The organism is Streptomyces sp. NPDC044002 (assembly GCF_056434525.1).
Genome location: NZ_JBWKEZ010000020.1, coordinates 95,048 through 117,633 on the forward strand (window position 1 = coordinate 95,048; position 22,586 = coordinate 117,633).

At 72.5% G+C, this 22,586-nt stretch carries 22 protein-coding genes; 13 read left to right on the forward strand and 9 right to left on the reverse strand.

Annotated elements, in window-relative coordinates:
* Positions 1–707: 707 nt before the first annotated feature.
* The 5 genes from AC07A6_RS17525 to AC07A6_RS17545 all read right to left on the reverse strand — a co-directional run bounded on the left by AC07A6_RS17525 (position 708) and on the right by AC07A6_RS17545 (position 3,547).
* Complete coding sequence (locus AC07A6_RS17525; protein ID WP_386273923.1) at positions 708–1,340, reverse strand: TetR/AcrR family transcriptional regulator; 633 nt, start codon at positions 1,338–1,340, stop codon at positions 708–710.
* A complete protein-coding gene (locus AC07A6_RS17530; RefSeq protein ID WP_478777651.1) occupies positions 1,337–2,017 on the reverse strand; it encodes a DUF4166 domain-containing protein in 681 nt (226 codons plus the stop codon). The genes AC07A6_RS17525 and AC07A6_RS17530 overlap by 4 nt, the downstream gene beginning before the upstream one ends.
* Complete coding sequence (locus tag AC07A6_RS17535; protein WP_478777652.1) at positions 2,014–2,712, reverse strand: hypothetical protein; 699 nt, start codon at positions 2,710–2,712, stop codon at positions 2,014–2,016. Before AC07A6_RS17535 ends, AC07A6_RS17530 begins: the two co-directional genes overlap by 4 nt.
* Before the next feature lie 197 nt (positions 2,713–2,909).
* Positions 2,910–3,206, reverse strand: a complete 297-nt coding sequence (locus AC07A6_RS17540; protein WP_478777653.1) for an MTH1187 family thiamine-binding protein — start codon at positions 3,204–3,206, stop codon at positions 2,910–2,912.
* Positions 3,203–3,547 (reverse strand): DUF3817 domain-containing protein, encoded by a 345-nt coding sequence (locus AC07A6_RS17545; protein WP_125816334.1) that lies wholly within the window; start codon positions 3,545–3,547, stop codon positions 3,203–3,205. Before AC07A6_RS17545 ends, AC07A6_RS17540 begins: the two co-directional genes overlap by 4 nt.
* Before the next feature lie 163 nt (positions 3,548–3,710).
* Here AC07A6_RS17545 and AC07A6_RS17550 point away from each other — a divergent pair, with 163 nt between their 5' ends.
* From AC07A6_RS17550 to AC07A6_RS17565, 4 genes are all read left to right on the forward strand, one after another.
* Positions 3,711–4,349 carry an AIM24 family protein gene (locus AC07A6_RS17550; protein WP_362459629.1) on the forward strand — a complete coding sequence of 213 codons (639 nt, stop codon included), beginning with the start codon at positions 3,711–3,713 and terminating at the stop codon, positions 4,347–4,349.
* Entirely contained in the window at positions 4,349–4,999 is a 651-nt protein-coding gene (locus tag AC07A6_RS17555; RefSeq protein WP_042801807.1) for an AIM24 family protein, read from the forward strand. Before AC07A6_RS17550 ends, AC07A6_RS17555 begins: the two co-directional genes overlap by 1 nt.
* Positions 4,996–5,814 (forward strand): AIM24 family protein, encoded by an 819-nt coding sequence (locus AC07A6_RS17560; RefSeq protein WP_386273927.1) that lies wholly within the window; start codon positions 4,996–4,998, stop codon positions 5,812–5,814. Before AC07A6_RS17555 ends, AC07A6_RS17560 begins: the two co-directional genes overlap by 4 nt.
* 85 nt (positions 5,815–5,899) lie before the next feature.
* Positions 5,900–6,376 (forward strand): MarR family winged helix-turn-helix transcriptional regulator, encoded by a 477-nt coding sequence (locus AC07A6_RS17565; protein WP_362459677.1) that lies wholly within the window; start codon positions 5,900–5,902, stop codon positions 6,374–6,376.
* A gap of 69 nt (positions 6,377–6,445) precedes the next feature.
* On the opposite strand, the gene meaB is transcribed toward AC07A6_RS17565, so the two are convergent.
* Both meaB and AC07A6_RS17575 read right to left on the reverse strand, forming a co-directional pair.
* Complete coding sequence (gene meaB / locus AC07A6_RS17570; protein WP_007266619.1) at positions 6,446–7,408, reverse strand: methylmalonyl Co-A mutase-associated GTPase MeaB; 963 nt, start codon at positions 7,406–7,408, stop codon at positions 6,446–6,448.
* A gap of 10 nt (positions 7,409–7,418) precedes the next feature.
* The gene (locus tag AC07A6_RS17575; protein WP_362459634.1) at positions 7,419–8,621 is read right to left on the reverse strand and encodes an acetyl-CoA C-acetyltransferase; all 1,203 of its coding nucleotides are present in this window, start codon (positions 8,619–8,621) and stop codon (positions 7,419–7,421) included.
* Positions 8,622–8,758: 137 nt separating this feature from the next.
* On the opposite strand from AC07A6_RS17575, the gene mce reads away from it, so the two are divergent.
* From mce to AC07A6_RS17610, 7 genes are all read left to right on the forward strand, one after another.
* Positions 8,759–9,196: a methylmalonyl-CoA epimerase gene (gene mce, locus AC07A6_RS17580; protein WP_362459637.1), complete on the forward strand. Its 438-nt coding sequence runs from the start codon at positions 8,759–8,761 to the stop codon at positions 9,194–9,196.
* A 295-nt stretch (positions 9,197–9,491) separates the two neighbouring features.
* Entirely contained in the window at positions 9,492–14,081 is a 4,590-nt protein-coding gene (gene scy, locus AC07A6_RS17585; RefSeq protein WP_478777654.1) for a polarized growth protein Scy, read from the forward strand.
* 194 nt (positions 14,082–14,275) lie between these two features.
* Positions 14,276–15,214: a coiled-coil domain-containing protein gene (locus AC07A6_RS17590; RefSeq protein ID WP_007266614.1), complete on the forward strand. Its 939-nt coding sequence runs from the start codon at positions 14,276–14,278 to the stop codon at positions 15,212–15,214.
* A 113-nt stretch (positions 15,215–15,327) separates the two neighbouring features.
* The gene (locus AC07A6_RS17595) at positions 15,328–16,320 is read left to right on the forward strand and encodes an ABC transporter ATP-binding protein (RefSeq protein ID WP_362459644.1); all 993 of its coding nucleotides are present in this window, start codon (positions 15,328–15,330) and stop codon (positions 16,318–16,320) included.
* A complete protein-coding gene (locus tag AC07A6_RS17600; RefSeq protein ID WP_362459647.1) occupies positions 16,313–17,092 on the forward strand; it encodes an ABC transporter permease in 780 nt (259 codons plus the stop codon). Before AC07A6_RS17595 ends, AC07A6_RS17600 begins: the two co-directional genes overlap by 8 nt.
* 181 nt (positions 17,093–17,273) lie before the next feature.
* Positions 17,274–18,398, forward strand: coding sequence for an ABC transporter ATP-binding protein (locus AC07A6_RS17605; protein WP_362459651.1), 1,125 nt, complete (start codon positions 17,274–17,276; stop codon positions 18,396–18,398).
* On the forward strand, positions 18,395–19,249 hold the full coding sequence (locus AC07A6_RS17610; protein WP_478777655.1) for an ABC transporter permease: 855 nt from the start codon (positions 18,395–18,397) through the stop codon (positions 19,247–19,249). The genes AC07A6_RS17605 and AC07A6_RS17610 overlap by 4 nt, the downstream gene beginning before the upstream one ends.
* Positions 19,250–19,267: 18 nt before the next feature.
* On the opposite strand, the gene AC07A6_RS17615 is transcribed toward AC07A6_RS17610, so the two are convergent.
* Positions 19,268–19,594: a hypothetical protein gene (locus tag AC07A6_RS17615; protein ID WP_007266609.1), complete on the reverse strand. Its 327-nt coding sequence runs from the start codon at positions 19,592–19,594 to the stop codon at positions 19,268–19,270.
* A gap of 248 nt (positions 19,595–19,842) precedes the next feature.
* On the opposite strand from AC07A6_RS17615, the gene AC07A6_RS17620 reads away from it, so the two are divergent.
* On the forward strand, positions 19,843–20,874 hold the full coding sequence (locus tag AC07A6_RS17620; protein WP_478777658.1) for an LLM class flavin-dependent oxidoreductase: 1,032 nt from the start codon (positions 19,843–19,845) through the stop codon (positions 20,872–20,874).
* A gap of 81 nt (positions 20,875–20,955) precedes the next feature.
* Here AC07A6_RS17620 and AC07A6_RS17625 read toward each other — a convergent pair whose 3' ends face one another.
* Positions 20,956–21,348: an SCO5389 family protein gene (locus tag AC07A6_RS17625; RefSeq protein WP_007266607.1), complete on the reverse strand. Its 393-nt coding sequence runs from the start codon at positions 21,346–21,348 to the stop codon at positions 20,956–20,958.
* Positions 21,349–21,568: 220 nt separating this feature from the next.
* Between AC07A6_RS17625 and nucS the strand changes: the two genes are divergently transcribed.
* Positions 21,569–22,240, forward strand: coding sequence for an endonuclease NucS (gene nucS, locus AC07A6_RS17630; RefSeq protein WP_362459659.1), 672 nt, complete (start codon positions 21,569–21,571; stop codon positions 22,238–22,240).
* Positions 22,241–22,586 lie beyond the last annotated feature (346 nt).

Genomic DNA, 22,586 nt, shown 5'->3' on the forward strand with positions numbered 1-22,586 from the left:
GTGGGGCGGGGGTTGCCCACCCGCCTCCCCAGGTGCGGGTCGGTGGCCGGGTGAGCGGTATCCCCACGGACCGGATCAGAGCGGGTTGGGGGTTTCCCGTCAGTCCCATCGTCCTTCCGTGTCGTGCCGGCCTGTCAAGGGCGCTCCTTCGTCGCGTCACTTCGTGATCGCCTTCGGCGACCCTTGACAGGCCGACCCGCCCCGGAAAGCCGAAAGACTGCCGGGAAACCCCCAAAGAAACGGCACGGTCGATGGTTGGAGGGACGGGTCCGTCAGCGATGGGCGAGGGGCCGGGGGCCGGCCCGCCATGCATCCGGGCCCCCAAAAGTCCCGGTCCCGGACCAGGGGCGCGGCTCCCCGCACGAGAGGTTGATCAGAGCGACCTGCGGCGCCTCCAGGCGCGACAGATCGCTACGCGCTCCTCATTCCTCAGCGGCCGACGACCGCCTTCGGCTGATACCCGCACCAGAAGACGAACAGGGCAGCCCGGGAAGCGCCCAGGCGCAGCAGATCGCTACGCGCTCCTCCCGTCTCAGCGTCCTCGGGCCGTCCGGGGAAAATCAGCCCCGCCGGCGATTGAGGCGCGGGGGTCCGGGGCGGAGCCCCGGGGAACGGGCGAAGGGTGGGGCGGGGAGCAGCCCGCGCAGCGGCAGCGGCAGCGCGAGCGCTGGGCCGGACGGCCTTCCGCGCCCCGGCGGAGCCGGGGGTCAGGGCCGGGTCCCCCGCCGGAGGCCGTGGCGGACGGCTCGCTGCGTAAGCGGCCCGAGGCCCTCCAGGACGCCGGCCAGTGCAGCCAGTTGCTCCAGCGCGGCCAGCGCCCGTCCGGCGCCCTCCGGATCCACCCCCTCGTACAGCTCGATGCCGACGAACGAGGCGGCCGTGGCCCGGGCCAGCCCCGCCGGGTCGGCGAAGTCCGCCAGCGGGGTCGCCGCCAGCAGCCGGGCGAGCACCGCCTCCAGCTCCTCGATCCACAGCCCCAGCCCGGCGGCGGTCGCCGCCGCCAGGGAGGGCGAGTTCTGCCCGGCGGCGAGGAGCTGCCCGAGCATGGCGACGTACCCGGCGGCCCGCTCCTCGGCGTGCATCTCGCGGGCGAACTCCAGTAGCTCGGGCAGGCTGCCCAGCGCGGCGAGCCGGTCGCGGTAGCGCTCGACCCGCTGCTCGGCCCCGTACTGGCAGGCGGCAGCGAGCAGCTCGTCCACGGAGCCGAAGTGGTAGAAGATCAGCCCCTGCCCCACCCCGGCGGTGGCCGCGATGGTGCGGGCCGAGGCCTTGGCGATGCCCTGCTCGACGAGGGTGCGCAGGGCGCCTTCGAGGAGCTTCTGCTTGGTCCCCGCGCTCATGCCCGGACCTCCTCGCGGACGGGCCGCAGGCTGCCTCGGACCCCGTGCACGCGGGCGTCGACGTACTCGGCGGTGAAGGAGCCCTCGTACCCGAAGAGCGGGCCGAAGCGGCGGTTGACCACCCGTACCCGGATCCGGAACCGGCCGGTGGCGTCGTCGAAGGACTCGCGCACCTCGGCGTCGCCGCCGATCAGCTCGGGCACCCGGACGTCGACGGGGCCCTCGCGGAACCGGTGCTCGCCGGAGCGGATGAGCAGCGAGCCGTCGGGTTCGGCGCTCATGTGCAGGTCGCTGGCGAGGTGCTGGTGGGTGCCCAGGTAGTCGAGGACGCAGTCGCGTTCGGGGCTGTGGACCATCGTGGCGTCGAAGCGGCGCGGCCCGTCCGGGAGGTGGAAGGTGCGGACGAAGGTGACGGTCTCCCGGCCGAAGGAGTCGGTGTAGGGGAGGTTCTCTATGACGAAGGGGATGTTCCGGCCTTCGTGCGGGACCAGGATGTTGCGGGTGCCGCCGAGGCGGAGGAAGGGCTTCACGAAGCTGCCGCCGTGCCAGATCCGCTCCATGGTGCCGCGGCCGATGCAGCCCTCCCCGCTGTGCAGGCCGACGGAGAAGCGGCGCTGGATCTGCGGGTGCAGGCGGTCGAAGTCGGCGCCCATGTGGGCCCGGAAGATGGAGGTCACGACGGCTCCAGGGTGGTCAGCAGGCGGGGGGCGGTTGCGGTGGTGCGGCCGGGCGGCGTGCGCAGGCAGCGGCGGGCGGCCGGGGTGCCGGGCAGCGGCGGCAGGAGCAGCGCGGCGGCGAGTACGACCGGGGCGGCGGCGAGCGGGGCGTACGCCAGGGCGGCGGCGCAGAGCAGCGCGCGCAGGGCGGTCTCCGCGAGGGCCCGGGCGAGGGCGTGGCCGGGCGGGGTGCCGCGTTCGCACCACAGCCGCAGCCGGTCGAAGGACCAGGCGGTGCCCCAGCCCATGAGCGGACGGAACACCAGCCGGTCGGCGAGGGCGCCGAAGCGGCCCCAGCGCGGCCGGTAGTCGTAGCCGGTGAGGAAGCGGATCCCGTCGGGGCCGGGGACGTAGCGCCAGTAGCCGCTGCCCTCGGCGAGCGGGGAGAGCGGATGCCCCGAGGCGAAGCGCAGGGCCGAGACCCGGGTCCCGTCGGGGCGGTGGCGTTCGCCGGCGGAGATCCCGGTGCCGGCGACGGAGAGGAAGGGCAGGACACGGGTCGCGTAGCGGAACCGCTGGGGCTCGCCCTCGGCGCGCGGGAGGTAGTCGATGGAGGTGAACCTCAGGTCCCACTGCTGGTGCTGGGCCGGGTCCTGGCTGCGCTCCCAGAGCTCGTCCATACCGGTGTGGATCACCGTCTCGACGTACAGGCCCATTCCCCGCCTCCCCCTTCAAGCATTTGAGCGGTCGCTCAAGAGGGAAGGTAGGTGATTTTGAGCGGTCGCTCAATGGGTTGAGCGACCGCTCAACCGTGAGACCGGCCACATCCGGACTGGGTTCGGGCATGCGAAAAGCGCCCCCCGCCCGTGGGTGGGGAGCGCTTTTTTCGGAAACCTTTCGGGCGGCCGGCGGATCAGTCCTCGGCGAGGTGCCGTTCCACCGTCTCGACCTTCGAGGTGATGCCGTCGGTGACGCCCGGGCGGATGTCGGCCTTGAGGACGAGGGAGACCCGGGGCGCCCGCTCCTCGACGGCGGCCACGGCGCGCCGGACCACGTCCATGACCTCGTCCCACTCGCCCTCGACGGTGGTGAACATGGCGTCGGTGCGGTTCGGCAGCCCGGACTCGCGCACCACGCGGACCGCGTCGGCCACGTACTCGCCGACCTCTTCGCCGACCCCCAGCGGGGTTACCGAGAACGCGACGATCACGCGTCCGCCGCCTGACGCGCGCGGGCGGCGATGACGCTGTCGGCCTCGTCGCGCTTGAGCAGCTTGTCGCCGTACAGCCCGCCGAAGGGCAGCAGCGCGAGGACGAAGAACAGGGCGACCTTCTTGACCGGCCACTTCGCCTTGTTCCAGACGTCCAGCAGGAAGACCGCGTAGATGACGAACAGGATCCCGTGCAGGATCCCCAGCGGCATCATGAGGTAGTCGATGTCCGATACCCGGCTCAGTACCGAGCCGAAGATCAGCAGGGCCGGGAACGACAGCGCCTCCGGAACGGAGATGAGGCGCAGCCGGTGCAGGGCGGAAGCGGTCTTGATGTCCACGTGGGAACCTTCGGGGCCGGGTACCTGGGGTCCGTCCCAGTGTCTCAGCCGCCCTCCGTGATCTTCCCGCGGGGCCCCGGATGCCCCGAAGCCCGGCGATTGTGGCGGATATCGGCCCTCCGGGCCCTGTTCGCCCCGGCCCGCTGCCGATACCTTCGTCCCCGTGGCTCAGTTCAGACTCCAAGGCAGCAAGGTGCTCGCCGTCGACCTGACCGGTGACGCCGTGAAAGCGAAGAACGGCGCCATGGTCGCGTACGACGGCCAGATGGCCTTCAAGAAGATGACCGGCGGTGGCGAAGGCCTCCGCGGAATGGTGACCCGCCGGCTGACCGGCGAACAGATGACCGTGATGGAGGTCCAGGGGCACGGCACCTGCTACTTCGCCGACCGCGCGAGCGAGATCAACCTCGTGAACCTGCGCGGCGAGAAGCTCTACGTCGAGTCCAGCAACCTGCTGTGCACCGACGCCGGCCTGCGCACCGGCACGACCTTCACCGGTCTGCGCGGCGCCACCACGGGCAACGGGCTCTTCACCACGACCGTGGAGGGCTCCGGCCAGGCGGCGATCATGTCCGACGGGCCGGCGGTGGTGCTGCGCGTGAGCGCCCAGTACCCGCTGTCGGTCGACCCGGGTGCGTACATCGCGCACACCGGCAACCTCCAGCAGTCCTTCCAGTCGGGGGTCAACTTCCGGACCCTGATCGGCGAGGGCTCCGGCGAGGCGTTCCAGATCCGCTTCGAGGGCGAGGGCCTGGTGTACGTCCAGCCGAGCGAGCGCAACACGATCGGGGGTGACGTCTGATGCCGTTCCGCGAGATCAACTCGAAGATGGTCGAGGCCCAGGTGGTCCCCGGCCAGAAGATGTACAGCCAGCGCGGGGCGATGCTCGCCTACCGGGGCGAGGTCTCCTTCACCCCGAGCATCACCGGCGGCCAGGGCGGCGTCATGGGCATGATCGGGCGCCGGGTGGCGAACGAGCAGACCCCGCTGATGACGGTCGAGGGCAGCGGCACGGTGATGTTCGGCCACGGCGGCCACCACATCCAGGTGATCAACCTCCAGGGCGAGACCCTGTACGTCGAGGCCGACCGGCTGCTCGCCTTCGACGGCACCCTCCAGCAGGGCACGATGTTCATGGGCTCGCAGGGCGGCGTCATGGGCATGGTGCGCGGCCAGGTGACCGGCCAGGGCCTGTTCACCACCACCCTGAAGGGCCACGGCGCGGTCGCCGTGATGGCCCACGGCGGAGTCATCGAGCTCCCCATCACCCCGAACCGGCCGGTCCACGTCGACCCGCAGGCGTACGTGGCCCACCACGGGGACGTCCGGAACAAGCTCTCCACCGCGCTCGGCTGGCGGGACATGGTGGGGCGCGGCTCGGGCGAGGCGTTCCAGCTGGAGCTGTCCGGCCAGGGCGCGGTCTACGTACAGGCCTCGGAGGAGAAGCTGTGAACTTTGGCCCCGTGAACCCGGGCCCCGGCGGCCCGACGGTGTTCGACCCGCACAGCCTGCCCTCCGACGACAACGTGAACGCGTACACCTTCTGCGTGGAGCTCAAGGGGAGCCAGTGGTTCCTGCAGAAGGGCAAGATGATCGCCTACTACGGGCGCATCGAGTTCAACGGCATCGGCAACGGCCGTTTCGACCGGCTGCTGCGCACCAGCTTCCACTCCCCGCTGCACGCGAGCGACTGGGTGGTGGCCGAGGGCCAGGGCAAGATGCTGCTGGCCGACCGTGCCTTCGACGTGAACTCGTACGACCTGGACAACGGCAACCTGACCATCCGGTCGGGGAACCTGCTGGCGTACCAGCCCTCGCTGGCGCTGAAGCAGTCGATCGTCCCGGGTTTCCTGACCTTGATCGGAACCGGGAAGTTCGTCGCGGCGTCCAATGGTCCGGTGGTCTTCATGGAGCCGCCGCTGCGTGTCGATCCGCAGGCGCTGGTGGGCTGGGCGGACTGCCCCTCCCCCTGCCACCACTACGACCACGGCTACATGTCGGGCGTGATGGGCGGCCTGCGCTCGCTGACCGGCATCGGCGGCACCTCCGGCGAGGAGCACCAGTTCGAGTTCGTCGGTGCGGGCACGGTCCTGCTGCAGTCGACCGAGCTGCTGATGGCCGAGCAGTCGGTGGGTGCGGTGGGTGCCGGGGCGGCCACGGGCAACGCCCAGGGCGTTCCGGGGGCCGGCCAGGGTCCGCTGGGGCAGCTGGGCGTGCCCCGGATGCCGGGGCAGCTGGGCGATCTCCAGCGGCGTCTCGGGCTGTGAGGCCCGCGGCCCGCACCACCCGAATCCGATCTTCCTATTTTTGTACGTAATTCAACTTCTTAGGTAGAGTTCTTTCATGGAGACGATGGAGACCGAGACGGCCACCCGCTGGCTTACCGACGCCGAACAGTGCGCCTGGCGCACCCACCTGGACGTCAGCAGACTGCTGATGCACCAGCTGGAAAAGGATCTCCAGCCCTTCGGACTCACCAACAACGACTACGAGATCCTGGTGAACCTCTCGGAGTCGGACGGCCTGCGGATGCGCATGAGCGACCTGGCCACCGCCACGCTCCAGTCCAAGAGCCGGCTCTCCCACCAGATCACCCGCATGGAGACCGCGGGCCTGGTCCGCCGGGTGAACTGCGAGTCCGACCGCCGCGGCCTGTACGCGGTCCTCACGGACGAGGGCATGGAGACCATGCGCAAGGTCGCCCCGCACCACGTGGCGTCCGTCCGCGAGCACTTCATCGACCTGCTGCCGCCGGAGGCGCTGCAGGCGCTGCGCGCGTCGCTGCGCCCGGTCGCGGAGCACCTGCGCGGCACCCGCGGCAAGATCTGAGCGGGCGCCGCACACACGTGAGAGGGCGGGGAGCTCCGGCTCCCCGCCCTCTCGCGCGTCCCGCGTCCCTCAGCCCTCGGTCAGGCTGTCCAGCAGCGCGTCCGCGGCCGCGTACGGGTCCAGCTCGCCGGCCGCCACCCGGGCCGCCAGCGCGTCCAGGTGCGCGTCCCCGCGCAGGTCGGCCAGGCGCCCCCGCAGCGCGGTGATCGCGATGGTCTCCACCTCGCGGGCCGCCCGCGCGGCCCGGCGCTCGGCCAGCACCCCGCGCTCGTCCATCCACGCCCGGTGCTTCTCCAGCGCCTCGACCAGCTCGTCGATGCCCTGTCCCTTGGCCGCGACCGTCTTGACGATGGGCGGCCTCCAGTCGCCGGGGCCCCGGGTCTCGCCCAGGCCCAGCATGTGGTTCAGCTCCCGGGCGGTGGCGTCCGCGCCGTCCCGGTCTGCCTTGTTCACCACGTACACGTCGCCGATCTCCAGGATCCCCGCCTTCGCGGCCTGGATCCCGTCGCCCATGCCCGGAGCGAGCAGCACCACCGAGGTGTCGGCCTGCGAGGCGATCTCCACCTCGGACTGCCCGACGCCGACGGTCTCGACGAGGATCACGTCGCAGCCGGCCGCGTCCAGCACCCGGATCGCCTGCGGAGCCGCCCAGGCGAGCCCGCCCAGGTGCCCGCGGGTGGCCATCGAGCGGATGTAGACCCCGGGGTCGGAGGCGTGGTCCGACATCCGGACCCGGTCGCCGAGCAGGGCCCCGCCCGAGAAGGGCGAGGACGGGTCGACCGCGAGCACGCCGACCCGCTTGCCGGCCGCGCGGTAGGCCGAGACCAGCGCCGACGTCGAGGTCGACTTGCCGACGCCCGGGGAGCCGGTCAGTCCGACCACGTACGCGCCGCCGGTCAGCGGGGCCAGGGCGGCCATCACCTCGCGCAGTTGCGGGGACGCCCCCTCGACCAGTGAGATCAGCCGGGCCACGGCCCGCGGCCGGCCCTCACGGGCCTGTGCCACCAGCGTGGGGACGTCCACCGTCGCCATGCGCTCGCCCCTACGCCTTCGGGACGCGGATCACGAGGGCGTCGCCCTGGCCGCCGCCGCCGCACAGGGCCGCGGCACCGGTACCGCCGCCGCGCCGCTTGAGCTCCAGCGCCAGGTGCAGCACCACGCGGGCGCCGGACATGCCGATCGGGTGGCCCAGGGCAATGGCGCCGCCGTTGACGTTCACCTTTTCCGGGGTCACGCCGAGGTCCTTCATTGACTGCACGGCCACCGCCGCGAAGGCCTCGTTGATCTCGATGAGGTCCAGGTCGGAGACCTCCAGGCCGTCCTTCTTCAGGGCGTGCAGGATCGCGTTCGAGGGCTGCGACTGGAGGGAGTTGTCGGGGCCCGCCACGTTGCCGTGGGCGCCGATCTCGGCGAGCCACTCCAGGCCCAGCTCCTCGGCCTTCGCCTTGCTCATCACGACCACCGCGGCGGCGCCGTCGGAGATCTGCGAGGAGGTGCCGGCGGTGATCGTGCCGTCCTTGGCGAAGGCCGGGCGCAGCTTGCCCAGGGACTCCGCCGTGGTCTCGGGGCGGATGCCCTCGTCGGCGGCGAAGATGACCGGGTCGCCCTTGCGCTGCGGGATCTCGACCGGGGTGATCTCGGCCTCGAACACGCCGTTCTTCTGCGCGGCCGCGGCCCGCTGGTGGGAGGCGGCGGCGAACTCGTCCTGCGGGGCGCGCTCGATGCCCAGGCGGGTGTTGTGCTTCTCGGTGGACTCGCCCATCGCGATGCCCTCGAAGGCGTCGGTGAGGCCGTCGTAGGCCATCGCGTCGAGCATCTCGATGGCGCCGTACTTGTAGCCCTCGCGGGACTTCGGCAGCAGGTGCGGGGCGTTGGTCATCGACTCCTGGCCGCCCGCCACCACGATGTCGAACTCCCCGGCGCGGATGAGCTGGTCGGCCAGCGCGATGGCGTCCAGACCCGACAGGCACACCTTGTTGATGGTGAGCGCGGGCACGTTCATGGGGATGCCGGCCTTCACGGCGGCCTGGCGGGCGGGGATCTGGCCCGCGCCGGCCTGCAGCACCTGGCCCATGATCACGTACTGGACCTGGTCGCCGGAGATCCCGGCCCGCTCCAGCGCGGACTTGATGGCGAAGCCGCCGAGGTCGGCGCCCGAGAAGGACTTCAGCGAGCCGAGCAGCCGCCCCATGGGCGTGCGGGCCCCGGCGACGATCACTGATGTGGTGTTGTTCGTTCCGGACATGAGGCACAGCCCCTTGAGGATGAGGAGTGAACGAGGGTTTACCCGAATGTACTGAGCGGTACCCGCGCAGTCACCGGGCAGTCGGTGTGATCGCTGGCACGTTGCGTGACGGCCCTCCTCGGCGGTGCACTGGTCCCATGCTGACAAGAATCGACCACATCGGGATCGCCTGCTTCGACCTGGACAAGACCGTCGAGTTCTACCGTGCCACGTACGGGTTCGAGGTGTTCCACACCGAGGTCAACGAGGAGCAGGGCGTCCGCGAGGCCATGCTCAAGATCAACGAGACCTCCGACGGCGGGGCCTCCTACCTCCAGCTCCTGGAGCCCACCCGCGAGGACTCCGCGGTGGGCAAGTGGCTGGCGAAGAACGGCGAGGGCGTGCACCACATCGCCTTCGGCACCGCCGACGTCGACGGCGACGCGGCAGCCATCCGCGGCAAGGGCGTCCGCGTCCTCTACGACGAGCCCCGCACCGGCTCCATGGGCTCCCGGATCACCTTCCTCCACCCCAAGGACTGCCACGGGGTCCTCACCGAACTGGTCACCAGCAACCCCCACCCCACCGACCACTGACGACGCTACGGACAGCGGGCGGCCCGCGCATTCGAACACCGCAAATCCGGCACCGGGGCCCTGAAGGGGCGTTCCCCGACGACCCCGCCCGGAGCGGCCGCGCAACAGCGCACTGATGTCCCCATTCCCCGGCCGGTAGAGTGGCCATGGCTCGGCCGGGGTTCGGTGCGGAACGGGGTCGGGGCCGAGAGCCCTGCCCCGACATCTGACACCATTCCCCGGGGGCGTCGTTCAGCGGGCGAGCGATGCTCATTTGGGAGTGAGCTTGCGACCAGGGGACGGATGGGACCGCGCTGTGCGGGGCTACGAAAGCCAGGAGAGCCATCAGGCCGAAGCCGACCATCTCACGCGCTTCGAAGCCGAGATGGAGCGGCTGAAGAAGGAGCGCGGGAAGGCCGTCCAGCACGCCGAGGACCTCGGGTACCAGGTCGAGGTGCTGCGCGCCAAGCTGCATGAGGTGCGGCGCGCGCTCGCGTCCCGCCCTGCCTACGACGGCGCGGACATGGGCTACCAGGCGGAGCAGCTGCTGCGCAACGCCCAGGTGCAGGCCGACCAGATGCGGTCCGACGCCGAGCGCGAGCTGCGCGACGCCCGGGCGCAGACCCAGCGGATCCTCCAGGAGCACGCCGAGCACCAGGCGCGCCTGCAGGCCGAGCTGCACGCCGAGGCCGTCAACCGGCGCCAGCGCCTGGACCAGGAGCTCAACGAGCGCCGCCAGACCGTCGAGGCGCACGTCAACGAGAACGTCGCCTGGGCCGAGCAGCTGCGCGCCCGTACCGAGTCCCAGGCCCGCCGGCTCATGGAGGAGTCCCGCGCCGAGGCCGAGCAGGCGCTGAACGCCGCCCGCGCCGAGGCCGCCCGGACCGCCGAGGAGGCCCGCCGTCGGCTCGCCGCCGACGCGGAGGCCGCACGGACCGAGGCCGAGTCGGCGCTGCTGCGCGCCCGCAAGGAGGCCGAGCGGCTGCTGGCCGCCGCCTCCGCGCAGGCCCAGGAGGCCACCGAGCACGCCGAGCGGCTGCGCACCACCACCACCGCCGAGGCCGAGCAGACCCGGCAGCAGACCATGGACCTCGGCCGGGTCGCCGAGGCCCGCGTCCAGGAGGCCGACGGGGCGCTGCGCGCCGCCCGCGCCGAGGCGGAGACGCTGCTCGCGGAGGCCAAGGAGAGCGCCGCCCGGCAGCTCGCCTCGGCGGAGTCCGTCAACGACCAGCGGACCCGCACCGCGAAGGAGCAGGTCGCCCGGCTGGTCGGCGAGGCCACGAAGGAGGCCGAGGCGCTCAAGGCCGAGGCCGAGCACGCACTGGCCGACGCCCGCGCGGAGGCGGAGCGGCTGCGCACCGAGGCCGGCGAGCAGGCCCGTACGGCCGCCGCCGAGGACATGTCGGCGCAGCTGGCGAAGGCGGCCCGCACCGCCGAGGACGTGCTGAACAAGGCCTCGGAGGACGCCCGGGCGACGACCCGCGCCGCGTCGGAGGAGGCCGAGCGGATCCGCCGCGAGGCGGAGACCGAGGCGGACCGGCTGCGCGCACAGGCGGCCGCCACGGCTGACGAGCTCAAGGGCGCCGCGAAGGACGACACCGAGGAGTACCGGGCCCGCACGGTCGAACTCCAGGAGGAGGCGCGGCGGCTGCGCGGCGAGGCCGAGCAGCTGCGCGCCGAGGCCGTCGCCGAGGGCGAGCGGATCCGCGGCGAGGCCCGCCGCGAGGCCGTCGGGCAGATCGAGGAGGCGGCGAAGACCGCCGAGGAGCTGCTGGGCAAGGCCAAGGCGGACGCCGACGAGCTGCGCTCCGGCGCGACCGCCGAGAGCGAGCGGGTCCGTGCCGAGGCCGTGGAGCGGGCCACCACCCTGCGCCGGCAGGCCGAGGAGACCCTGGAGCGGACCCGCGCGGAGGCCGAGCGGCTGCGCGCCGAGGCCGAGGAGCAGGCCGAGGCCCTGACCGCCGAGACGGACGCCGCCGTACGGGCGCGCCGCGAGGAGACCGAGCAGGCCCTGGCGGCCAAGCGCGCCGAGGCGGACGCGGAGCTGGCCCGGCTGCAGTCGGACGCCGAAGCCCGGCTGACGTCGGCGGAGCAGACGCTGCGCGAGTCCCGCCTGGCGGCGGAGAACATCCGCAAGGAGACCACCGAGGAGAGCGACCGGCTGCGCGCCGAGTCGGCGGAGCGGATCCGTACCTTCCAGGCGCAGGCCGAGGCGGAGTCCGAGCAGCTGCGCTCCGAGGCCGCGCAGGACGCGGGCCGGGTCCGCGCGGAGGCCGAGCTGGTCTCCGTACGGCTGCGCGCCGAGGCGGAGGCCGAGTCCGAGCGGGTGCGCACGGAGGCCCAGGAGACCGCGGACCGGCTGCGGGCCGAGGCGAAGGCGGCGGCCGAGCGGGTCGCCGAGGAGGCCGCGGAGGCCCTCGCCGCCGCCCAGGAGGAGGCCGCGCGGCGGCGCCGGGAGGCCGAGGAGACCCTGTCGGCGGCCCGGACGGACGCGGGCAACGAGCGGGCGCAGGCCCGTGAGCAGAACGAGGAGCTGCTGGCGCAGGCCCGCAAGCGCTCGGAGGAGGCGCAGGCCGAGGCGGCGCGCCTGACCGAGGAGGCGGAGCGGCGCGCGGCGGAGCTGGTCGCGGCGGCCGAGGCCACCGCGCAGCAGGTGCGCGACTCCGTGGCCGGGCTGCACGAGCAGGCCGAGGAGGAGATCTCCGGGCTGCGCAGCGCGGCCGAGCACGCGGCGGACCGCACCCGCACCGAGGCGGAGGAGGAGGCGGACCGGGTCCGCGCCGACGCCCACGCGGAGCGCGAGCGCGCGGCCGAGGACGCCGCGCGGGTGCGCAGCGAGGCCCGTGTGGAGACGGACGCGGCGAAGGAGCTGGCGGCGCGGACCGTCGGCGACGCGATCACCGAGGCCGAGCAGCTGCGGGCCGACACGGCCGAGTACGCGCAGCGGGTGCGCACCGAGGCGACGGACGCCCTGGCGGCGTCCGAGCGGGACGCTGCGCGGACCCGGGCGGACGCCCGGGACGACGCGAACCGGATCCGCGGCGAGGCGGCGGAGTCCCTGGAGGCCTCGCGCGCCGAGGGCGCCCGGATCGTGGCCGAGGCCGAGGCTGAGGCGGAGCGCGTCACCGAGGAGACCCTCGCGGCGAACGAGCTCACGGTCGCCGACGCCCGGGCGGAGGCCGAGCGGCTCACCGCGGAGGCCGGCGAGGCGGCGGACGCCACCCGGGCCGAGGCCGCGGGCACCCTGGACGAGGCGCGCGCCGAGGCCAACCGGCTGCGCACGGAGGCCGCCGAGCAGGCGGACCGGCTCATCACCGAGGCGGCGTCCGAGGCGGACAAGCTCACCGAGGAGACCCGTGCGGCGAACGAGCGCACGGTCGGCGAGGCGGCGGCGGAGGCCGAGCGGCTGACGGCCGAGGCGGCACGGGTCCTGGAGGAGGGCGAGGCGCGGGCCGCCGCCCTGAAGACGCAGGCGGCCGACACCCTGGCCGCCGCCGAGCGCGATTCGGCGCGGATCCTGGTGGAGTCCCGCGCGGAGGGCGACCGGCTGGTCGAGGAGACCCGCGCGGCCAACGAGCGCACGGTCGGCGAGGCCGCGGCGGAGGCCGACCGGCTCGTCGCGGAGGCGGCGCGGACGCTGGAGGAGGCCCGTACCGAGGGCGGCCGGATCATCGGCGAGGCCACCGCGGAGGCGGAGCGCGTCACGGCCGCGGCCAACGAGACGCTGGAGGCCGCAGAGCGGGACGCCGAGCAGACCCTGGACGAGGCGCGCGCCGAGGGCAACCGGCTGCGCACCGATGCCGCGGAGCAGGCGGACCGGCTCATCACCGAGGCGGCGTCCGAGGCGGACAAGCTCACCGAGCAGACCCGCAAGGACAACGAGCGCACGGTCGGCGAGGCGGCCGCCGAGGCGGAGCGGCTGCGCGCGGAGGCGGCGGAGGCGCTGGCCTCGGCGCAGGAGCACGCGACCCGTACCCGGTCCGAGGCGGAGCGGGTGAAGGCGGAGGCGGCGACCGACGCGGAGCGCACCCGCACGGAGACGCGCGAGGAGTCCGAGCGGCTGCTGGACGAGGCCCGCGAGGAGGCCAACAAGCGGCGCACGGAGGCCGCGGAGCAGGTGGACCGGCTCATCACGGAGGCGGCCGCGGAGGCGGACAAGCTGACCGCGGACGCGGGCCGGCAGGCCCTCGCCGCCACCACGGCGGCCGAGGAGCAGGCCGACGCGATGGTCGACGCCGCCCGCAAGGAGGCCGCGCGCATCACGTCGGAGGCGACCGTGGAGGGCAACTCCACGGTGGAGAAGGCCCGTACGGACGCGGACGAGCTGCTGGTCGGAGCGCGTACGGACGCGGCCGCCATAAGGGAGCGGGCGGAGGAGCTGCGCTCCCGGGTCGACTCCGAGGTGGAGGAGCTGCACGAGCGTGCCCGCCGGGAGTCGGCGGAGCAGATGAAGTCGGCCGGCGAGCGCGTGGACAAGCTGGTCCGCGCGGCGACCGAGCAGAGTGCCGAGGCGGAGGCGAAGGCCAAGGAGCTGGTGTCGGACGCGAGCAGCGAGGCGAGCAAGGTCCGCATCGCGGCCGTGCGCAAGGCCGAGGCGCTGCTGAAGGAGGCCGAGACGAAGAAGGCGGAGCTGTCGCGGCAGGCCGAGAAGGTGCTCGCGGAGGCGACGGCGGAGGCGGAGCGGCTGGTCGACGAGGGCCGTCGCGAGCTGGAGGTCCTGGTGCGCAGGCGCGAGGACATTCAGGCGGAGATCTCCCGTGTCCAGGACGTTCTTGAGGCGTTGGAATCATTCGAGGCACCTTCGGGTGGCGGAAAGCCCGCATTGGGCGGTCAGGGCGCGGGGGGCGTGAAGGCCGGCGCATCAGCGGGTTCCACTCGTTCGGGTGGCAAGGTGTCAGAGGGGTAGTCAGAACACAGGATGTGTGCTTCTGAGGGAGGTTCAGTCGAAGGAGTGACAATCATTCCGTCGCCTTGCCACTCAAAAGGGGTGTCATTGTCCAGGGCAAACCCGGATTGACTCGATGACACGCCGCCCTGGCGCCTAGGATTCCCCTTAACACCTCACGTAGCACCTCATCGGTCTCATTCGACAGGAACCCCATGAGCGACACTTCCTCCCCCTTCGGCTTCGAGCTCGTGCGGCGTGGTTACGACCGCGGTCAGGTGGACGACCGCATTACCAAGCTGGTCTCCGACCGCGACAGCGCCCTAGGACGTATCAACTCTCTGGAAAAGCGGATCGAGGAGCTGCACCTCGAAACGCAGAACGCCCAGGCCCAGGTGAGCGACGCCGAGCCGTCGTACGCCGGTCTCGGCGCCCGGGTCGAGAAGATCCTGCGGCTGGCCGAGGAGGAGGCGAAGGACCTGCGCGAGGAGGCCCGTCGCGCGGCCGAGCAGCACCGTGAGCTGGCCGAGTCGGCGGCCCAGCAGGTGCGCAACGACGCCGAGTCGTTCGCGGCGGACCGGAAGTCGAACGCGGAGGACGAGGGCGTCCGCATCGTCGAGAAGGCCAAGGGCGACGCGGCCGCCCTGCGCGCCGAGGCCCAGAAGGACGCGGCCTCCAAGCGCGAGGAGGCCGACGCCCTGTTCGAGGAGACCCGCGCCAAGGCCGCCCAGGCCGCCGCGGACTTCGAGACCAACCTGGCCAAGCGCCGCGAGCAGTCGGAGCGCGACCTGGCCTCGCGCCAGCAGAAGGCCGAGAAGCGGCTGGCGGAGATCGAGCACCGGGCCGAGCAGCTGCGCCTGGAGGCCGAGAAGCTGCGTACGGACGCCGAGCGCCGGGCCCGCCAGACGGTGGAGACCGCGCAGCGCCAGGCCGAGGACATCGTGGCCGACGCCAACGCCAAGGCCGACCGCATCCGCAGCGAGTCCGAGCGCGAGCTGGCGGCGCTGACCAACCGCCGCGACTCCATCAACGCGCAGCTGACCAACGTCCGCGAGATGCTGGCGACGCTAACGGGCGCGGCCGTGGCGGCCGCCGGCTCCCCGATCGACGACGAGCCGGTCACCCGGGGCGTCCCGGCGCAGCAGAGCCGCTAGTACGCCCGCGCGTACGCCGCCGTCTACCCGCTGGTAGCGAAATCGGCACATCAGGGGCCGTATGTCACCTTTTTGAGGTGGCGTACGGCCCCTGGGCGTTCTAGCGTGGCCGCATGATCGAGCTTGAGGGCCTTACGAAACGATTCGGCGCGAAGACCGCCGTGGACAACCTCAGCTTCCAGGTCAGACCGGGGGTGGTGACCGGCTTCCTCGGCCCCAACGGGGCGGGGAAGTCCACGACCATGCGCATGATGCTCGACCTCGACCGCCCGACCGGCGGCACGGTCCGGATCGACGGGAAGCACTACCGGGACCTGCCGGAACCGCTGAAGCACATCGGTGCGCTGCTGGACGCGAAAGCCATGCACGGCGGTCGCAGCGCGTACAACAACCTTCTCTGCCTGGCCCAGTCGAACCGGATCCCGGAGCGGCGGGTGGCCGAGGTGCTGGACCTGGTCGGCCTGACGGCCGTGGCCAAGAAGAAGTCGAAAGGATTTTCGCTCGGAATGGGCCAGCGGCTGGGAATCGCCGCTGCCCTGCTGGGCGATCCGGAGATCTTGATGTTCGACGAGCCCGTCAATGGTCTCGACCCCGAGGGAATTCTCTGGATCCGCAATCTCATGAAGGGGCTGGCTTCGGAAGGGAGAACGATCTTCGTCTCCTCCCACTTGATGAGCGAAATGGCCTTGACCGCAGACCATTTGATCGTCATCGGTCAGGGAAAGCTCCTTGCCGACATGTCCATGTCTGATTTCATCCGTCAGAACTCCCGCAGTTACGTACGGTTGCGCTCGCCGCAGCAGGAACGCCTCAAGGACGTACTGCACGAGGCCGGCATCAGCGCGGTCAGCGTGCCCGCCACCGGCACCCTGGAGATCGACGGCGTCGAATCCGAGCGGCTCGGCGAACTCGCGGCCCAGCACCAGATCGTGCTGCACGAACTCAGCCCGCAACGGGCTTCACTTGAGGAAGCGTTCATGCGCATGACGGCGGATTCCGTCGAATACCACGCCCACGCGCCCGGCGCCCCCGGCACGGCCGTGCCCCCGCCCGCGGGCCCCGCGTGGGGCGCCGGCTACGAGGCGACCCGCAAGGGCGGTGAGTGACGTGGCCTACTCCGCCGTCCTCCGGTCCGAGTGGACCAAGATCCGCACCGTCGCCTCCACCAGCTGGACCCTGGCCACCACGCTGCTGGTCACCGTCGCCATGGGCGCCGGACTGTGCGCCGTGGTCAACGCGACCTTCGACGACATGCCGAAGGCCTCGCAGATCACCTTCGACGCCACGCAGATGAGCTTCTCCGGAATGATGCTCGGCCAGCTGGCCATGCTCGTCTTCGGCGCGATGGTGGTCGGCAGCGAGTACGGGACCGGCATGGTCCGCACCTCGCTCGCGGCCGTGCCCCGGCGCGGCACCCTGCTGCTGGGCAAGGTCACCGTGGCCACCGGCCTCGCCCTGGTCGTCGGCCTGGCCACCGGCTTCCTGTCCTTCTTCCTCGGACAGGCCCTCCTCGGCGACCACAGCACCGCGCTCGGCGAGGAGAACGTCCTGCGCGCCGTGATCGGCGTCGGCCTGTACCTGGCCCTGCTCGCCGCGTTCGCCATCGGCGTCTCGATGGTCCTGCGGAACTCGGCGGCGGCGATCTCGATCCTGATCACCTTCGTCCTGATCCTGCCGATCGTCCTCAGCCTGGTCGACGCCACCCGCAAGATCGCCGAGTACCTGCCCAACATGGCGGGCTCCGCGATCATGCAGACCGTCGCCTCCTCGGACACCGACGCGCCCTACGGCCCCTGGGGCGGGCTCGGGATCATGGCGCTGTGGTCGCTGGCCGCCGTCGCCGCCGGCTACCTCACCCTCGCGAAGCGGGACGCCTGACCGGTACGCGGTGACGCGGGGTGTCCGTCTCACGACGGACGCCCCGCGTACTACGGGACATCCCCGGGTCGGATCTCAGGGGCAGCTCAGGGATCCGGCCCGGCAGGGAACCGCAGGAGCCTCGATATCCTCTTAAGGCGTACGCGGGCGAGAGCCGTCCCGGCTGGCAAGGGGCACAAGGATGATCGAGGCAGTCGGCCTGACCAAGCGCTTCGGCGCCAAGACCGCCGTCGACCAGCTGTCCTTCCAGGTCAAGCCGGGCCACGTGACGGGCTTCCTGGGACCCAACGGCTCCGGCAAGTCCACCACCATGCGCATGGTCCTCGGGCTGGACCGGCCCACCTCGGGCCGCGTCACGATCAACGGCCTGCCCTTCCGGGAGCTGCCGAACGCGCAGCGGCACGTCGGCGCCCTGCTCGACGCCAAGGCCATGCACGGCGGCCGCCGCGCCCGCACGCACCTGCTCTCCATCGCCCAGCTCTCCGGGATCCCCGAGAAGCGCGTGGACGAGGTCCTCGGCGTGGTCGGCCTCCAGGACGCCGCCCGCCAGCGCACCAAGGGCTTCTCCCTCGGCATGGGCCAGCGCCTCGGCATCGCGGCCGCCCTGCTCGGCGACCCCCAGGTGCTGCTCTTCGACGAGCCGGTCAACGGCCTCGACCCCGAGGGCATCCTCTGGGTCCGCAACCTCATGCGGAAGCTGGCCGCCGAGGGGCGGACCGTCTTCGTCTCCTCGCACCTGATGAGCGAGATGGCCCTCACCGCCGACCACCTGATCGTGATCGGCCGGGGCCGGCTGCTGGCCGACATGAGCACCCAGGACTTCATCACGCACAATTCGGCCGGTTTCGCGCGGGTCCGTGCCGCCGCCGGCCCCGCGGCGGACGGCTCCGACGGCCGGACCTCCCTCGCCTCCGCCCTGACCCGGGCGGGCGGCCGGGTCCTCCAGGAACCCGACGGGGCGCTGCGCGTGACCGGGCTGGAACTGCCCCGCGTCAGCGACCTCGCGCACGAGGCCGGCGTACGGCTGTGGGAGCTCTCCCCGCACCGGGCCTCGCTGGAGGAGGCCTACATGCGCATGACGCAGTCCTCCGTCGAGTACACCTCCACCGAGGACCCCCGCGCCGAGCTGTGGGAGCCCGAGCCGCTGACCGTCCCGGAGTGGGAGGAGGAGGCGGCCGTCCCCGCCGAGACCGCGGCGAGCTTCTTCGCTCCCCCGCCGCCCGGGTCCGGGCGCCCCTTCCTGATGCCGGGCAGCGCCGCCGATCTGGCCCGCGGCTCCGAGAACACCCCCGAGGAACACCGATGACCCCCACCCCCGCCGGCCCGCCCGCGGCGGGCGCCGAGCAGCCGCAGGCGTACAGCTCGCCGCTGCCCACGCCGCGGCCGCACCTGGGGCACGCCATCGCCTCGGAGTGGACGAAGCTGACCTCCGTGCGCTCCACCCTGTGGACGCTCGGCTCCCTCGTGGCCCTGGTCGTCGGCGTCGGCATGATCGCCGTGCTCCAGACCGCGCCCGCCGACTACCAGTTCCTCCCCTTCACCGGCCCCGCCCTCTTCGGACTGATGGCCGGGCAGGTGTCGGTGATCGTGCTGGGCGTGCTGACGATCTCCTCCGAGTTCGGCACCGGCCTGATCCGCACGACCTTCACCGCCGCCCCCGAGCGGCTGCGGGTGCTCACCGCCAAGTACCTGGTCTTCGGCACCTGCGCGTTCCTCGTCACCCTGGGCTCGGTGCTGTTCGTCGGCCTGTGGGCCGCGATCCTGCACAACGGGCCCGCCGCCGGGGTGCACGGCCTGAGCGACTGGACCGGCGCGGTGGCCGGTTCCTTCTACGTGACCCTGCTGGGCGTCCTCGCGCTGGCGGTCGGGGCGCTCGTACGGCACTCCGCGGGCGGGATCGCCGTCATGCTCGGCGTGGTCACGATGCCCCCGGTGCTCGGGGCGATACTGACCTCCTGGCCGGTCACCTCGGGGCTCGGGACGCTGGTGCTCCGCTACAACGCCCCGGTGGGCCTGGTCCAGCTGTTCGGGCTGCAGGGCGTCGACATGGACGGCCGGTCGGCCCCCAGCGACGTGGTCCAGCTCGTCCTGCTGCTCGTGGTGACGGCGGGCGCGGTCATCGCCTCGTACGCGGTGGTGCGCCGCCGGGACGTCTGACGCGGCCCTGCCCGGGGGCTAGTACCTGGGCGCGTTGCGGGACCGCTGCACCTTGGAGGTGCGGCGGTCCTTCGCGTTCCAGCAGGCCTTGTGCCAGTGCCGGCGGTCGTCGACGCCGCCGTACTCGGGCCACGCCACCAGGTGCGGGGTGCCCGGGGGGATCTCCTGGTCGCAGCCCGGGCAGCGGTAGCGCTTGCCCGCCGCGCTCGCCCCCGCGACGTGCCGGACCTTCCAGTCCTCGCCCAGGTACTCCTCGGTGCGCTCCAGGCCGAACCGGTCGAGGCCGGTGCCGGGTCGTTCGTCCGGAGTCTCGCCGCCCCTGGGGCGGTTGTGGCGCGGTGACACGTATACCTCACGAAGGGGCGGCCGACAGTGACTTTCTCCCAGACTACGCGCAGCGAGCCGGGGTACCCGCAGGGTGGCTGATGGAGGCAGGCCCTCCGGAGGGAGCTGGCCCGACAATCTCAATAACTTTCCTGTCAGGCCGTGCCTTTGGCACGTGTCAGACGTTGTTGCCAGCAGACGTCGATGCCGTCGACGAGTCGGTCCGCCTGGGGGAGGCCGCGTCAGCCGCGAGGAGGCTAAGGGCGATGATGCGCGTAGGAGCGTTTGTACTGGCGGCCCAGTTCCCGGGCCAGGGACAGGGCGAGGCACTGCACCGGGCGGTGCGCACCGCCGAGGTGGCCGAGGAGTCCGGGCTGGACTCGGTCTGGCTCGCCGAGCACCACTTCGTGCCGTACGGGGTCTGCCCGTCGGCGGTGACCCTGGCGGCCCTGCTGCTGGGCCGGACCCGTCGGCTGCGGGTGGGCACGGCGGTCAGCGTGCTGCCGAACACGCACCCGGTGGCCCTCGGCGAGCAGGCGGCCCTGCTGCACGTCACCTCGGGCGGCCGGTTCACCCTGGGGGTGGGGCGCGGCGGGCCGTGGGTGGACCTGGAGGTGCTCGGAGCGGGCCTGGAGGCGTACGAGACCGGTTTCCCGGAGGACCTCGACCTGCTGCGGCGCTGGCTGGCGGAGCCCCGGGTGGGGGCGGCCGGCCCGCGGCACTCCTTCCGCGAGGTGGCCGTCGTACCGCGCCCGTCCGACGCGCTGGACGGTGACGGGACGGGGCCGGAAGTGATCGTCGCCTGCACCTCCCCGGCGTCGGTGCGGCTGGCCGCGGAGCGCGGACTGCCGATGCTGCTGGGCATGCACTGCGGGGACGAGGAGAAGGCCGAGCAGGTCGCGCTGTGGCGGCGGACCGCGCTGGCGCACGGGCACTCGCCGGAGTCCGTACGGGCGGCCGGGCACGTGTCGGCCGGGGTCTGCCAGCTGGCGGACCGCTCGGCCGACGCGCGCGAGACCCTGCTGAAGTCGATGCCGGGCTGGTTCCGCCAGGGCCTGGACGCCCACGTGACGGTGGACGGCCGGCAGCGCGCGATGCGGGACCCGCACGCGTACACGGAACTGCTGTGCTCCCTGCACCCCGTCGGCAGCCCCGCCCTGGCGGCGGACCGGCTGGCACAGACCGCGGAGCGGACGGGCATCACCCGCTTCGCCCTGCTGACGGAGGGGTCGGGTGACCTCGCCGCCACGGAGGACAACGTCCGCCGCCTCGGCGCGGAGGTCCTCCCCCTGCTGGTGTGACCCCGTACGGGGCCTGGGGCTGCCGCTCCTGTGCCAGTCGCACCTCCCGCGACACGGAGCGGCAGCGGAGTACCGGTCCTGCTAGCAGTCCCGAAGTTCCGGGGACTGGTTGAGCAGCTGGCCGCGGATCGAGGTGAACTTGGCCAGCCGGTCGTCCACCGAGGAATCCAGCGGGAACACGGCCACACGGTGGCAGTTCTGGAACGCCAGGCGCACCCCGAAGTGCCGCTGCAGCGCACCCCGTATCGCGTCACTCGCGAGCGCGCGCAGCAGCTGCCCGCGCGCCTGCTCGTCCGGCGGCGGCGTCTGGTTGTCGGCGAACTCTCCGCCCTCAACCTCCAGCTGGGCCACCAACGAGCTGATCATCTCCCATGCGTAAGGCAGGGAGGTCCGGACGCAGTCGACGAAGGCGGCTTCGTCGACCTCGCCTCGCTCGGCCTGTTCGAGTAGGGCCGGTGAGACGTCGAGCGACATGGGTTCTCCTCTCGTGACCCGGGCAGTTTGGGCTGCCTGAGTCCTACGGGCAGGGAGGGAGGCCGCGACGCAGTGTGCACGCTCGACAACCTCCCGCTCACCACGGTAGGCGCCCACCGGGTGGCGCACCAGGAGAATGCGCATACAACGCGCCATCGGCGAACGGGGCTTTCAGGGGCGAATCGCGTGGAGGCCCGTCGGTCGAGTAGCGTTGCCGACCATGCGTCTCGTCATTGCCCGCTGCTCCGTCGACTACGCGGGCCGGCTCACCGCCCATCTGCCCTCGGCACCCCGTCTGATCCTCGTGAAGGCCGACGGCAGTGTCTCGATCCACGCGGACGACCGGGCGTACAAACCGCTCAACTGGATGTCGCCTCCGTGCACCCTCAAGGAGGGGACCGGGGACGACGCGAACGTCTGGACCGTCGTCAACAAGGCGGGCGAGAAGCTCATCATCACCATGGAGGAAGTCCTCCACGACTCCTCCCACGAGCTGGGCACGGACCCCGGCCTCATCAAGGACGGCGTCGAGGCGCACCTCCAGGAACTGCTGGCCGACCGCATCGACACGCTGGGCGAGGGCTACACCCTGATCCGGCGCGAGTACATGACGGCGATCGGCCCGGTCGACATCCTGTGCCGGGACGCCTCCGGCGCGACGGTGGCGGTGGAGATCAAGCGGCGCGGCGAGATCGACGGCGTCGAGCAGCTGACCCGCTACCTGGAGCTGCTGAACCGCGATCCGCACCTGGCGCCGGTGCGTGGCGTGTTCGCGGCGCAGGAGATCAAGCCGCAGGCGCGGGTTCTGGCCAACGACCGGGGGATGGACTGCGTGGTCCTGGACTACGACGCCCTCCGCGGCATCGAGGACGACAAACTCCGCCTGTTCTGATCCTCTTGACGCGCCGCTCGCGCCGCTGCGCCGGACTCCGTCCGGCGGCCCGCCGGGCGGGGTCCCGGTCCTCTTCGCCGCCGTCTGCGGCCCGTCGTTCCCTTCGGCCCTCCGAGCCCTTCCGGCTCGGGGGCCGTCGCCGTTGCACGGGCCGCTGCGCGGGGCTCGCCCCTCCCCGCCCTTCCACCGTTCCCGCCTCAGTCGCCGGCGCGGCTCCACAGGATCCGGGGCTCCGCCCCGGGGCCGGTCGCCCGGCGCTGCACGCCGGTGCGGCTCAGGACACGGCGCTACCGCGCCCGCGCCTCAAACGCCGGCGGGGCTGGAAGTGCGCTGCGCGCACTCCAGC